This window comes from Streptomyces sp. BI87 (assembly GCF_025957665.1).
Lineage (GTDB): Bacteria > Actinomycetota > Actinomycetes > Streptomycetales > Streptomycetaceae > Streptomyces > Streptomyces albidoflavus.
On the sequence record NZ_CP110079.1, the window covers coordinates 3578953 to 3592311 of the forward strand.

At 71.6% G+C, this 13359-nt stretch carries 12 protein-coding genes and 3 tRNA genes; 8 read left to right on the plus strand and 7 right to left on the minus strand.

What is annotated here, in order from left to right:
• Positions 1–107: 107 nt before the first annotated feature.
• The 3 genes from OIM89_RS15775 to OIM89_RS15785 form a co-directional block, all read right to left on the minus strand.
• Positions 108–180 (minus strand) — tRNA-Gly (locus OIM89_RS15775).
• Between the two features lie 97 nt (positions 181–277).
• Positions 278–349: transfer RNA gene (locus OIM89_RS15780), tRNA-Gly, on the minus strand.
• Between the two features lie 143 nt (positions 350–492).
• Positions 493–810, minus strand: a complete 318-nt coding sequence (locus OIM89_RS15785) for a histone-like nucleoid-structuring protein Lsr2 (protein ID WP_264491372.1) — start codon at positions 808–810, stop codon at positions 493–495.
• Between the two features lie 385 nt (positions 811–1195).
• On the opposite strand from OIM89_RS15785, the gene purS reads away from it, so the two are divergent.
• The 6 genes from purS to purM all read left to right on the plus strand — a co-directional run bounded on the left by purS (position 1196) and on the right by purM (position 8217).
• Positions 1196–1447, plus strand: a complete 252-nt coding sequence (purS, locus tag OIM89_RS15790; protein ID WP_008409760.1) for a phosphoribosylformylglycinamidine synthase subunit PurS — start codon at positions 1196–1198, stop codon at positions 1445–1447.
• Positions 1444–2154 carry a phosphoribosylformylglycinamidine synthase subunit PurQ gene (purQ, locus tag OIM89_RS15795; protein ID WP_030699389.1) on the plus strand — a complete coding sequence of 237 codons (711 nt, stop codon included), beginning with the start codon at positions 1444–1446 and terminating at the stop codon, positions 2152–2154. The genes purS and purQ overlap by 4 nt, the downstream gene beginning before the upstream one ends.
• Positions 2151–4400, plus strand: coding sequence for a phosphoribosylformylglycinamidine synthase subunit PurL (purL, locus tag OIM89_RS15800; RefSeq protein WP_226965493.1), 2250 nt, complete (start codon positions 2151–2153; stop codon positions 4398–4400). Before purQ ends, purL begins: the two co-directional genes overlap by 4 nt.
• Positions 4401–4598: 198 nt before the next feature.
• The gene (locus OIM89_RS15805) at positions 4599–5393 is read left to right on the plus strand and encodes a maleylpyruvate isomerase family mycothiol-dependent enzyme (RefSeq protein ID WP_030699391.1); all 795 of its coding nucleotides are present in this window, start codon (positions 4599–4601) and stop codon (positions 5391–5393) included.
• Between the two features lie 147 nt (positions 5394–5540).
• The gene (gene purF / locus OIM89_RS15810; protein WP_264491373.1) at positions 5541–7058 is read left to right on the plus strand and encodes an amidophosphoribosyltransferase; all 1518 of its coding nucleotides are present in this window, start codon (positions 5541–5543) and stop codon (positions 7056–7058) included.
• Positions 7059–7146: 88 nt separating this feature from the next.
• The gene (purM, locus tag OIM89_RS15815; RefSeq protein ID WP_030699392.1) at positions 7147–8217 is read left to right on the plus strand and encodes a phosphoribosylformylglycinamidine cyclo-ligase; all 1071 of its coding nucleotides are present in this window, start codon (positions 7147–7149) and stop codon (positions 8215–8217) included.
• A 347-nt stretch (positions 8218–8564) separates the two neighbouring features.
• Here the strand turns inward: purM and OIM89_RS15820 are convergent, their stop codons facing one another.
• Together OIM89_RS15820 and OIM89_RS15825 are read right to left on the minus strand one after the other, a co-directional pair.
• On the minus strand, positions 8565–8816 hold the full coding sequence (locus OIM89_RS15820; protein WP_008409756.1) for a DUF3073 domain-containing protein: 252 nt from the start codon (positions 8814–8816) through the stop codon (positions 8565–8567).
• 574 nt (positions 8817–9390) lie between these two features.
• A complete protein-coding gene (locus OIM89_RS15825) occupies positions 9391–10473 on the minus strand; it encodes a Leu/Phe/Val dehydrogenase (protein WP_030699393.1) in 1083 nt (360 codons plus the stop codon).
• A gap of 184 nt (positions 10474–10657) precedes the next feature.
• Between OIM89_RS15825 and OIM89_RS15830 the strand changes: the two genes are divergently transcribed.
• Together OIM89_RS15830 and bldC are read left to right on the plus strand one after the other, a co-directional pair.
• Entirely contained in the window at positions 10658–11536 is an 879-nt protein-coding gene (locus tag OIM89_RS15830) for a hypothetical protein (protein WP_030699394.1), read from the plus strand.
• 487 nt (positions 11537–12023) lie between these two features.
• Positions 12024–12230, plus strand: coding sequence for a developmental transcriptional regulator BldC (gene bldC / locus OIM89_RS15835; protein ID WP_003949541.1), 207 nt, complete (start codon positions 12024–12026; stop codon positions 12228–12230).
• A 576-nt stretch (positions 12231–12806) separates the two neighbouring features.
• On the opposite strand, the gene OIM89_RS15840 is transcribed toward bldC, so the two are convergent.
• Positions 12807–13085, minus strand: a complete 279-nt coding sequence (locus tag OIM89_RS15840; protein WP_047466499.1) for a DUF6274 family protein — start codon at positions 13083–13085, stop codon at positions 12807–12809.
• A gap of 154 nt (positions 13086–13239) precedes the next feature.
• Positions 13240–13314 (minus strand) — tRNA-Asp (locus tag OIM89_RS15845).
• Positions 13315–13359: the final 45 nt, after the last annotated feature.

The following is a 13359-nucleotide window of genomic DNA, read 5'->3' on the forward strand; positions in this document are numbered from 1 at the left end:
GCTGTCACCGGTCCCCATGACAAATGTCAGAGCGAGCGGACCCGGGGCCGCTCGACACCCCCGGAGCAAGCAAAAGGCCCCAGTCATCGACTGGGGCCTTTCAACGGAGCGGACGACCAGGTTCGAACTGGCGACCTCAACCTTGGCAAGGTTGCGCTCTACCAACTGAGCTACGTCCGCATCGCATCCGACCGGCTCTCACCGATCGGCGCTTCCCTCACTCTACCCGAACTTCCGGGTGGTCCGAAGACCACCGGAGATCCAGGCGGTGCTGAAGAGCGGGTGACAGGAATTGCACACTGCGCCTCCCTCTTGGAAAGAGGGTGTTCTACTACTGAACTACACCCGCACTACCTGGGGGTTTCGGCCTGTCGGCCTCGCCCCTCGGCGTGCTCCGAACTCTAGCTGATCACCAGGGGTGTCGCGCAAGTCGGCTGCTCGCACCGGGATGCGCACCCCCGGTCCCGGGCCCGGCCAGGAGCCGGGCCCGCCTCAGTTGGCCTGTTCGAACGCCTCGTAGACCCGCTTCGGGATGCGCCCGCGCGGCGGTACGTCCACCTGGTGCGAGCGGGCCCAGGCGCGCACCGCGGCGGGGTCGGCGGCGACGGAGGTCCGCTGGTAGGTGCGGCCGGAGGCGGAGCGCTTGCGGCCGGCCTTCAGGTACGGCTCCAGCGTTTCGCGGAGCTTTTCCGCATTGGTTCGGTTCAGGTCGATCTCGTACGACGTGCCGTCCAGCCCGAAGGCGACCGTTTCCGACGCTTCACCGCCGTCGATGTCGTCGAAGAGAGTGACCACGACTCGCTGCGCCACGAATATCGGTCCCTTCATGCGGCACCCCGGTCCGGTGCTCCGCGGCCTGTCGGGGCGGGTCCCGGTCGGGTGGACCGGGGCGCCGACCTGGCGGGACGCGGCCGGGACGTGCGGTGATGCCGGTGGTTCGGCTGTTTCTGTGGAATGCCGCATTATCGCGGCCATTCCTTTGTACAGCGGCGGACAATCCTTGGGGAAGACCCTCTCATTGTTCCCTCATGATGGCCCGGAATGCGGGCTGCGCGATTTTCCCTGGATTTTTCGCGAGCGCATCACTTCTGATACCGGAACGTGATGCCCGTCACGCTCGCTACGCGCGTAGAAATTTTCGCCGGGTACGCTGAACGGACCTGCTCAGCACCAGCACCACACACCGGGAGTGCCAGTGGCACGCGTCGTAGTCGACGTCATGCTCAAGCCGGAGATCCTCGACCCTCAGGGCCAGGCGGTGCAGCGTGCACTGCCGCGTCTCGGCTTCGAGGGAATCTCCGACGTACGTCAGGGAAAGCGTTTCGAACTCGAAGTGGACGGGCCGGTGGACGACGCCGCTCTCGCCCGTATCCACGAACTGGCGGAGACCTTCCTCGCCAACACCGTGATCGAGAACTTCACCGTGAAGGTCGAGGAAGAGAAGTGACCGCGGGACCCACCCCCGCCGCCCGCTCGAACACCCGGGTCGGCGTCGTCACCTTCCCCGGCAGCCTGGACGACCGCGACACCCAGCGGGCGATCCGCCTCGCGGGCGCCGAGGCCGTGCCGCTCTGGCACAAGGACAAGAGCCTCCAGCAGGTCGACGCCGTGGTCCTGCCCGGCGGCTTCTCCTACGGCGACTACCTGCGGGCCGGCGCCATCTCCCGCTTCTCGCCCCTGATGGAGAAGGTCATCGACGGCGCCCGCGCGGGCCTGCCGGTGCTCGGCATCTGCAACGGCTTCCAGGTCCTCACCGAGGCCCACCTGCTGCCCGGCGCGATGCTCGGCAACGACCACCTGCACTTCATCTGCCGCGACCAGAAGCTGCGCGTGGAGAACACCGCCACCGCCTGGACCGGCGACTACGCGGCGGGCCAGGAGATCCACATCCCGCTGAAGAACATGGACGGGCGGTACGTCGCGGACTCCCGCACGCTCGACATGCTGGAGGCCGAGGGCCGCGTCGCCTTCCGGTACCTCGACGTCAACCCGAACGGTTCGCTCCGCGACATCGCCGGCATCACCAACGAGGCCGGGAACGTCGTCGGCCTCATGCCGCACCCGGAGCACGCCGTCGAGCCGCTCGTCGGCTCCGGCCGCACCGACGGCCTGCCCTTCTTCACCTCGATCATCAAGAAGCTGGTCAGCGCATGAGCCTGGACACGGTCAAGCACGCGACCGACACCCCGGACACCGAGCAGCCCTGGGCGGAACTGGGCCTCAAGGAGGACGAGTACGCCCGGGTCCGCGAGATCCTCGGCCGCCGTCCCACCGGCGCCGAGCTCGCCATGTACTCGGTGATGTGGTCCGAGCACTGCTCGTACAAGTCGTCCAAGGTGCACCTGCGCCAGTTCGGCGAGAAGGCCCCGCAGTCGGACGCCATGCTCGTCGGCATCGGTGAGAACGCCGGTGTGGTCGACGTCGGTCAGGGCTACGCGGTCACCTTCAAGGTCGAGTCGCACAACCACCCCTCGTACGTCGAGCCCTACCAGGGCGCGGCCACCGGCGTCGGCGGCATCGTCCGCGACATCATCGCGATGGGCGCCCGCCCGGTCGCGGTGGTCGACCCGCTGCGCTTCGGCGCCGCCGACCACCCCGACACCCGGCGCGTGCTGCCCGGCGTCGTCGCGGGCATCGGCGGCTACGGCAACTGCCTGGGCCTGCCCAACATCGGCGGCGAGGTCGTCTTCGACTCCTGCTACCAGGGCAACCCGCTGGTCAACGCCGGCGCCATCGGCGTCATGCGGCACGAGGACATCCACCTCGCCAAGGCCTCCGGCACCGGCAACAAGGTCATCCTCTACGGCGCCCGCACCGGCGGCGACGGCATCGGCGGCGCCTCGATCCTGGCCTCCGAGACCTTCGACGACGCCAAGCCCAGCAAGCGCCCCGCCGTCCAGGTCGGCGACCCCTTCCAGGAGAAGCTCCTCATCGAGTGCACTCTGGAGGCGTTCGCCGAGAAGCTGGTGGTCGGCATCCAGGACCTCGGCGCGGCCGGGCTCTCCTGCGCCACCAGCGAGCTGGCCTCCAACGGCTCCGGCGGCATGCGGGTCACCCTGGACGACGTACCGCTGCGCGACTCCACGCTCTCGCCCGAGGAGATCCTCATGAGCGAGTCGCAGGAGCGCATGTGCGCCGTGGTCGAGCCGGAGAAGGTCGACCGCTTCCTCGCCATCTGCGAGAAGTGGGACGTCATCGCCACCGTCATCGGCGAGGTCACCGACGGGGACCGGCTGGAGATCTTCTGGCACGGCGAGAAGATCGTCGACGTCGACCCGCGCACCGTCGCCCACGACGGCCCGGTCTACGAGCGCCCCCTCGCCCGCCCCGACTGGCAGGACGCCCTCCAGGCCGACGACGCGGGCAAGCTCCCCCGCCCGGCCACCGGCGCCGAGCTGAAGGAGCAGGTCCTCGCCCTGCTCTCCTCGCCCAACCAGGCGTCCAAGTCCTGGATCACCTCCCAGTACGACCACTTCGTGCAGGGCAACACGGTGCTGGCCCAGCCCGAGGACGCCGGCATGATCCGGGTCGACGAGGAGTCCGGGCTCGGCGTCGCCATCGCCACCGACGGCAACGGCCGGTTCGCCAAGCTCGACCCGTACCACGGGGCCCAGCTGGCGCTGGCCGAGGCGTACCGGAACGTCGCGACCACCGGCGCGAAGCCGCTCGCGGTCTCCGACTGCCTCAACTTCGGCTCGCCCGAGGACCCGGCCGTCATGTGGCAGTTCGCCGAGGCCATCCGCGGTCTCGCCGACGCCTGCCAGATCCTCGGCACCCCGGTCACCGGCGGCAACGTCTCGCTCTACAACCAGACCGGTGACGTGGCCATCCACCCGACCCCGGTCGTGGCCGTGCTCGGCGTCATCGACGACGTGGCCCGGCGGACCCCGGGCGCCTTCGCCGAGGAGGGCCAGCTGCTGTACCTCCTCGGGGAGACCCGCGAGGAGTTCGGCGGTTCCGCCTGGTCCCAGGTGGTCCACGACCACCTCGGCGGTCTGCCGCCCCGGGTCGACCTGGAGCGCGAGCGGCTGCTGGCCGACATCCTCATCTCGGCCTCCCGCGACGGCATGGTCGACGCCGCGCACGACCTCTCCGACGGCGGCCTCGTGCAGGCCGTCGCCGAGTCCTGCCTGCGCGGCGGGAAGGGCGCCCGGCTCGTCGTGCCGGACGGGCTCGACGCCTTCACCTTCCTGTTCAGCGAGTCGGCCGGGCGCGTGGTCGTCTCCGTGCCGCGCTCCGAGGAGCTGCGCTTCACCGACATGTGCGGCGCGCGCGGCCTCCCGGCCACCCGGATCGGTGTGGTCGACGGGGACGCGCTGGAGGTGCAGGGCGAGTTCACCCTCTCCCTGCGCGAGGTCCGCGAGGCGCACGAGGGCACCATCGAGGCGCTGATGGCCTGACGGCCACGCCGGCCGTACGGCTCTCCCGAGGTCCCGGCACCGGTCCCCGCGACCGGCGCCGGGACCTCGCGCGTCCCCGCACGTACCGTCAACTCCCGTGCCATAACGGGAAGCTGCAGGAGACAACCGGTCACCGCCCGGGGGCCGTATCTTCACCCGGGCCCCACATCCGCCCCCGGGCGTCGTAGTCTCGGCCCCATGCCAGCAGCCTCCGCACGCCGTTCCCGTTCGTACGACCCGGTGAAGACCCGCGCCGCCGTGCTCGCGCAGGCCGCGCACGTCGCCGGGGCCGTCCGCGTGCTCCGCCCCGACCAGCTGGGCGCCCCCAGCGGACTCGGCGACTGGAGCGTCGCCGAACTCGTCGCGCACCTCGCGACCGGCGTCGACGGGCTCCGCTCGGGCCTGGTCGAACCCGCCCCGGCCGCCGCGGAGGTCCGGCTGCTCGACTGGGCGGCCGGCACCGGCTCCCGCGCCGAGTCCAACGCCCGGTCCGCCCGCCTGGCCGCCGCGGACCAGGATCCGGTCGAGCGGTACACCCAGGCCACCGCGGACTTCGCCCGGCTGCTGGCCGACGTCCCGCTGGACCGGATCATCGCCGCCCGGGCCGGCGCGATGACCTTCACCGACTTCCTCGTCACCCGCGCCGTGGAACTGGTCGTCCACTCCGACGACCTGCGGCGCGCCACCGGCTTCGACATCCCGCTCGACCGCCAGGCGCTGGCCGCCGTGGTGCGGGTCCTCGCGGACGCGCTGGCCGCCAAGGCCCCCGGCGGCTCGGTCGAGGTCCGCGTGCCGCCGTACGCCGTCGTGCAGTGCGTCGCGGGCCCCCGGCACACCCGGGGTACCCCGCCCAACGTGGTCGAGACCGACCCGCTGACCTGGGTGCGGCTCGCGGCGGGCCGCACCAGCTGGGCCGAGGCGGTCGACGGCGGGCACCTCACGGCGGGCGGCGAGCGCGCCGACATCTCGGCCCTGCTGCCCGTCCTCGCCTGACCGGCCCCGCCTCCGGGCGGACGGACGGGGAGCGATACCTCACACTTCTCCATCCGCCCGGAGAACCCGCAGGTCACACGGGTGTGCTCCAGAAAAGACGGGGTCCCCCATTCGGCCCGGTGGTCGATCTCGCCTACACTCGGAGGCGTGCCACGTGGTGACGGTCTCCTTAATCACGATCTGCTCCCCGGTGAGAAAGGCCCCCAGGACGCTTGCGGCGTCTTCGGTGTCTGGGCTCCGGGCGAAGAGGTCGCCAAGCTCTCCTACTTCGGGCTGTACGCCCTCCAACACCGGGGCCAGGAGTCCGCGGGAATCGCGGTCAGCAACGGCTCCCAGATCCTCGTCTTCAAGGACATGGGCCTTGTCTCCCAGGTCTTCGACGAGACTTCCCTCGGCTCCCTGACGGGCCACATCGCGGTGGGCCACGCCCGCTACTCCACCACCGGTGCCTCGGTGTGGGAGAACGCCCAGCCGACGTTCCGCGCCACCGCGCACGGATCGATCGCCCTCGGCCACAACGGCAACCTGGTCAACACGGTCGAGCTGGCCGAGATGGTCGCCGCGCTGCCGAAGGAGAACGGCCGGGCCACCCAGGTCGCGGCCACCAACGACACCGACCTGATCACGGCGCTCCTCGCCGGGCAGACGGACGACGACGGCAAGCCCCTCACTCTCGAGGACGCCGCCGCCAAGGTCCTCCCCGACGTCAAGGGCGCCTTCTCGCTCGTCTTCATGGACGAGCACACCCTCTACGCCGCCCGCGACCCGCAGGGCATCCGCCCGCTGGTCCTCGGCCGCCTGGAGCGCGGCTGGGTGGTCGCCAGCGAGAGCGCCGCCCTCGACATCTGCGGCGCCAGCTTCGTCCGCGAGATCGAGCCCGGCGAACTCGTCGCCATCGACGAGAACGGCCTGCGCAGCTCCCGCTTCGCCGAGGCCAAGCCGAAGGGCTGCGTCTTCGAGTACGTCTACCTGGCCCGCCCCGACACCGACATCGCCGGCCGGAACGTCTACCTCTCGCGCGTCGAGATGGGCCGCCGCCTCGCCGCCGAGGCCCCGGCCGAGGCCGACCTGGTCATAGCGACCCCGGAGTCCGGCACGCCGGCCGCCATCGGGTACGCGGAGGCCAGCGGCATCCCCTTCGGCGCCGGACTGGTCAAGAACGCCTACGTCGGCCGGACCTTCATCCAGCCCTCGCAGACCATCCGCCAGCTCGGCATCCGCCTCAAGCTCAACCCGCTCAAGGAAGTCATCAGAGGCAAGCGGCTGGTCGTCGTCGACGACTCGATCGTCCGCGGCAACACCCAGCGGGCCCTGGTCCGGATGCTCCGTGAGGCCGGCGCGGCCGAGGTGCACATCCGCATCTCCTCGCCGCCGGTCAAGTGGCCCTGCTTCTTCGGCATCGACTTCGCGACCCGCGCAGAGCTGATCGCCAACGGCATGACCGTCGAGGAGATCGGCACCTCCATGGGGGCCGACTCGCTGGCGTACATCTCGATCGACTCGATGATCGAGGCCACCACCATCGACAAGCCGAACCTCTGCCGGGCCTGCTTCGACGGTGAATACCCGATGACGCTGCCCGACCCCGAGCTGCTCGGCAAGCAGCTCCTGGAGACCGAGCTGGCGGGCGGCGCCGACGCCGCCGACGCCCTCCGCCGCCCGTAGCAGGTAGCCCCGCCGCCCCTCCGCCGCGTGCCGTCACCGCCGACGGCACGGGCGGGCCGCCGGGCCGGCCGACACGAAAGTCCCAGCCATGTCTGAAACCCCCACCGGAGCCTCGTACGCCGCCGCCGGCGTCGACATCGAAGCGGGTGACCGCGCGGTCGAGCTGATGAAGGACTGGGTGCGCAAGACCCGGCGCCCCGAGGTCCTCGGCGGCATCGGCGGCTTCGCCGGCCTCTTCGACGCCTCCGCCCTCAAGGGGTACGAGCGGCCGCTGCTCGCCTCCGCCACCGACGGCGTCGGCACCAAGGTCGACCTCGCCCGGCAGCTCGGCGTCTACGACACCATCGGCCACGACCTGGTCGCCATGGTCATGGACGACATCGTGGTCTGCGGGGCCGAGCCGCTCTTCATGACCGACTACATCTGCGTCGGCAAGGTCCACCCCGAGCGGGTCGCCGCCATCGTCAAGGGCATCGCCGAGGGCTGCGTCCTCGCCGGGTGCGCGCTGGTCGGCGGCGAGACCGCCGAGCACCCGGGGCTGCTCGGGCCGGACGACTTCGACGTGGCGGGCGCGGGCACCGGCGTCGTCGAGGCCGAGCGGCTGCTCGGCCCGGACCGCATCCGCGAGGGCGATGCGGTGATCGCGATGGCCTCCTCCGGTCTTCACTCCAACGGGTACTCGCTCGTCCGCCACGTGGTCTTCGACCGGGCCGGCTGGAGCCTGGACCGGGAGGTGCCGGAGTTCGGCCGCTCCCTCGGCGAGGAGCTGCTGGAGCCGACCAAGATCTACTCGCTCGACTGCCTGGCGCTGACCCGCACCACCGCGGTCCACGCCTTCTCGCACATCACCGGCGGCGGCCTCGCCGCCAACCTGGCCCGGGTCGTCCCGGACGGGCTGCACGCCAGGATCGACCGGACGACCTGGACCCCGGCCCCCGTCTTCGACCTGATCGGCAAGGCCGGCCAGGTGGAGCGGCTCGAACTGGAGAAGACGCTGAACATGGGCGTCGGCATGATGGCCGTCGTCCCGGCCGGCTCGGTCGAGATCGCCCTGACCACGCTGCGGGACCGCGGGGTCGACGCCTGGGTGGCCGGCGAGATCACCCGGCGCGGCGACGAGGCGACCGGCGCGACCCTGACGGGTGACTACGCGGCCTGAGGCGAACGGTGCCGCGCCGTGGCCACCCGGTCACGGCGCGGCACCCGCCGACGGCGGTGACCAGGTAGGACGATCATGGCTTCGATGAAGACGGCAGGGGCGGGCCGACCGGCCCGGAAGCTGCCGACGGGACCGAGGGCGGTGGCGCGGATCGCGCCGTCGCCGGCCCGGCCCGGGACCGGCGCCGCTCGGGCGGCGGTCCCCGGGTGGCCGCGCGGTGCGCGGGTACGCACGTTTCAGCGCGTGGCTCGCACCACGCGCTCGCTCACTCGGTCCGTTGTCGCGCAGGACAACACAGAACCCGGTCCGGGACCTGGGTGGTCCCTGACCGGGTGCTCAGTGCGAAGTCAAGCGCCGCGGCGTTGCTTCGACGCGGGACCGGACTCGTCGTCCTCGTCCTCGTCGTCGTTGTACAAATCCGCGTACTGTGCGTACGGGTCCTCGTCCTCGTCGTCCTCGAACGGCTCGCCGTTCGGAGGCTGACTCGAAGTCGATGCGCCCAGCTCGCTGGCCAGACGCGACAGGTCAGTCCCGCCGCTGTTGTACTTCAGCTGGCGGGCGACCTTTGTCTGCTTGGCCTTGGCCCGGCCGCGCCCCATGGCTCGACCCCCTCGGTGACGGGGCTCGACGGCCCCAGAGTCTTGACACGCGTTCATGTTTCGAGACGGACTCTCCGTGGGGAGTCCGTGCCCGTAGGGCTTCAACGGTACCTGCTTCCGCGTGCATCCGGTACGCCGCCCACCGGACGGACCGGTGGTCAGCACCGTCGAGGAGCCCCTGTCCTCGCTGGTCAGCTGCGAGTTTAACCCGCCCGCCGACGGCGACCCGCCGACGGGCGTGAGTCTTGTCTCGCCCCGGCCGGGTGCGCCGATCGCCCTGACCGGTACCTGACCAACCGGCCTCCCGCGCCCGCGTGCGCCGCTCCCGGGCCTGTTCAGAGCGTGATCGCACGACGGGCGAAGCGTGATCGCCCTGCTGGCACGCCGTTTCCCCGGCCCGCGCCGGCCGCCGCGCACACCCGCGCGACCCTTCCCGCTCCCGGGCGTTTCGACCGGTTACGTCCCGTAACCCTCCCGGGCCCCTCCGCCCTTCCCGACGCAGCCGAATCCCCCGCCGCACACCTCGGCGACGGGGGAAAATTGGCCGGAAATGATCGTCCGTCCGGGGGTCGGGTCAGGCCCGGCGGCCCTCCGCCATGCGCTGTTCGGCGAGCCGGTCGGCGGCGGCCGCCGGGGGCACGCCGTCGGACTTCGCACGTGCGAAGATCTCCAGCGTCGTGTCGAAGATCTTCGCCGCCTTCTGCTTGCAGCGGTCGAAGTCGAAGCCGTGCAGCTCGTCCGCGACCTGGATGACGCCTCCGGCGTTCACCACGTAGTCCGGCGCGTAGAGGATGCCGCGGTCGGCGAGATCCTTCTCGATGCCGGGGTGGGCGAGCTGGTTGTTGGCGGCGCCGCAGACCACCTGGGCGGTGAGGACCGGGACGGACGCGTCGTTCAGGGCGCCGCCGAGGGCGCACGGCGCGTAGACGTCGAGCCCGGCCGTGCGGATCAGCGCCTCGGTGTCGGGGACGGCCGTGACCTCGGGGTGCCGCTCGGTGATGAGCCGCACGGCCTCCTCGCGGACGTCGGTGATGACGACCTCGGCGCCCTCCGCCAGGAGGTGGCCGACCAGGTGCCGCCCGACCTTGCCGATCCCGGCCACGCCCACCTTGCGCCCGCGCAGCGAGGGGTCGCCCCACTGGTGCTGGGCCGAGGCGCGCATGCCCTGGTAGACGCCGAAGGCGGTCAGGACCGAGGAGTCGCCGGCGCCGCCGTTCTCGGGGGAGCGGCCGGTGGTCCACTCGTTCTCGCGGGCGACCACGTCCATGTCGGCCACGTAGGTGCCGACGTCGCAGGCGGTGACGTACCGGCCGCCGAGCGAGGCGACGGCCCGGCCGTAGGCCAGCAGCAGTTCCTCGGTCTTGTCGCGCTCGGGGTCCCCGATGATCACGGCCTTGCCGCCGCCGTGGTCGAGCCCGGCGAGGGCGTTCTTGTACGACATGCCGCGCGCGAGGTTGAGCGCGTCGGCGACCGCCTCGGCCTCGTCGGCGTAGGGGTAGAAGCGCGTGCCGCCGAGGGCCGGGCCCAGGGCGGTGCTGTGGAGGGCGATGACGGCCTTGAGGCCGCTGCTTCGGTCCTGGACGAGCACGACCTGCTCGTGGCCGCCCTGCTCCGAACGGAACAGGGTGTGCAGGACGCCGTCGGATACGTCGGTCACGGTGGTGACTCCCGGTGAGATGCGGCGGATGGGCGGAGTCCGTAAAGGTGGCGGACGCCGTGGCATGAGGGTAGAACGAGCCCGTGCCGCGGTCGTCCCCCGAGCCCGATCTTCCCTCGCCCGGGTGGCCCCGCGTGGCACGATGCGCGAGAAGTCCGAGCCGGTGTCACAGGGAGGGAGCGGGGTGCCCCAGGTGTCCGCGGTGAGGTTTCCGTACGCGTCGTACCTGCGGGTCTACGAACCGCTCGGCGCGTTCCCCGAACCCGATCGCGGCCACTGGGAGCGGTACGCCCACGAGGCCGAGCCGCCGGCCGTCGAGGAGGAGCTGCGGGCCCGGCTCACCGCCGTGCTGGCGACGCCGCCGCTGCCCGCCCCGGAGCGGGAGAGCACCGACGCCTTCGTGCTCTGGTCCGGCGACACCCCGCTGATCTGCCCCTGGACGACCCGGCTGCGGTGCTGGGAGGCGCTCGGCGAGACGGCCGAGCTCTTCCCGCCGACGGTGCTGGACGCCGCCCTGCCCCCGGCCGTCCGCGAACAGGCCGCCGCCGACCACGCCCGCCACCTGGAGCGCCACCCCGACGCCCGCGCCTGGATCAGGCAGGCCGCCTGGTCGGTCCCGCTCAGCTGGTTCGTGCTGGTCGGCGACGAGGACCGGGAGTACGACCGGGGTGCGGAGGGCGAGGCTCCGCTGCTGCGCTACCGCACCCCGATGGCTCAGGCTCGCCGCCGGGTGGCCCGCGGGCTGCGCGCGCTGCGCGACAGCGTGGCCGCGGCCGATCCCTCCGAGCGGGGGGCGCGGCAGGCCGGGGGGCCGCTGGTGACGAGCCTGGTAGATGTAGGGCGGTGGCTGGAGGAGTTCCATCCGCGGGCGCTGGTCGAGCTGGACTACGGCGGGCTGGTGCACGTGCTCCCGCCGGAGGTGCTCGACGCCGACCGTTCCGCGGCCGACGTCGCCTCGGGCATCCGCGCCCTGGGCGTCGGCGACGACGTGGTGGCGGGCGAGGCGTACGCGCGGCTCGTCGAGCGGTGGCGTGCGGTCCGCGAGAGGCAGTTCGCCAACTGAGGCGGCCGGCGGCCTGGACCGACGGCCCCGAGGAGGACCTAGGTCCTAGGTCCCGATCCGGGCGTATGCCTCAAACGTGAGGGAACCCACGGAGACGGAATCTTGCGTCCTTCCCCCGCCCTCGTGCCAAAATAGGACAAGGAGCCCGGTGCGGGCTCCATTCGCCCAACTAGGGGCGGATTGCTCACCCTTGTGCTCTTTGGGCGGTGTGGTGGCTCCTGATCACTCCTGTGACTGATCGTCACGGGGGTGTGACTGTCCGCTATGACACGGTCCATCGGCTTACCGCCGCTGATGGCCACCTGAGAGGGCAATTCCATCGGTTTGGCCGACGTGGCTGGACGGATGGTGTAGTTGTAGTGCCGAGGACAAGCCGTTCGTCCTATAACCGACTCGACCCGCGTCCGCCATTTCGGGCAACGTGGGTCAAGGTGCAGAATTTAGAGGAAAGAACCGAGAAGGTTCGGTTCTCCCGAGGAGGCCGCTCATGACCGCTCGCACCCCTGATGCCGAGCCGCTGCTGACCCCCGCTGAGGTCGCCACGATGTTCCGTGTCGACCCCAAGACGGTCACGCGCTGGGCGAAGGCTGGCAAGCTCACGTCGATCCGCACGCTCGGCGGACACCGCCGTTACCGCGAGGCCGAGGTCCGCGCGCTGCTCGCGGGCATCCCGCAGCAGCGCAGCGAAGCCTGAAAAACCGCCTGAAACAGGGCGTTTCCGGGTCCCCCAACCCGGCGTGCGCCCGTCACGGCCTCGCACAGCACCCCATAGCTCCACACGACGCGGCGGTCCGCCCCAACGGACCCCGTCTCCCGTACCCCACGGGTAAGTCGTTCTGATCGCGCTGGACTCCGCCGGGTCCAGCGCGATCTTCTTGTGTCCGCGGGCCGCTCGCGCCCGCCCGCCGGCGCTTCCGGACCGCCCCCCGGCTCCGCCCGGCGCACCCCTCGCACCTGCGCGGATCTGTCCCGTACGGGCCTCCTGGGGGACTCCGCGGGCGGGGTCGGCCCAGCGGGAGCCCGGGCCGGGGAGGGCTCCTCGGGGAACTCGTCGGTAGCCTCCGGGGCTGGTGCAATTGCACATATTAAATTGATCGGTTGTATGGGGCGGTTAAAGTGCTCCCCTTCAGAAACTCTTTCGGTGACACCCGTCACATGGCGCCCGTCTTGTCCTGCGGGCGACGGTTGCACTATTGGGGACCGCCTTCCCGGGCGCCGGCCGCTCACCCCCACCCTGGCACCGTCGGCGCCCACGCGCGGCCGTCCTCCGTCATCCGGTGGCGGGACCTTCGTCACCTAAGGCCGCACCGGCCTCCGCCAGCCGTCGCAGCCGCCCGCAGACCGCGCACCGTCCGGTTCGGTGGCGCGTGCCGACGGCGGCCGCCAGGTGGGCGCGGAGCAGGGCGCGGGTCGCATGGCGCGGGCGGGCGGCCGACGGGCCCTGGGTGCCCGCGAGGGGCCCCGGGGCGGCCTCGCGGGCCGACCGTTCCGTGCTGAGTGGGTCAGGGCCCTCGGCGGGCGGCAGAGCGGCTTTGGCGGACTCCGGCACGGGTCACCTCCCCGGGGCGCGCGGCGCGGCCACGCCGGGCCCCGCTGCCTGAGTACCGGCGCCCGCACGGACCGTCAAGACGGCGCGCGCACGGCCAACTCCCGTGCGGGACAACGAAGAAGGCCCCACATCCGAAGATGTGGGGCCTCCACTGCGGTCCTGACGGGATTTGAACCCGCGGCCTCCACCTTGACAGGGTGGCGAGCACTCCAAACTGCTCCACAGGACCTTGCTGGTGCGCACCGCTCGTTTCCGCGCCGTGCTGCGAGACAGG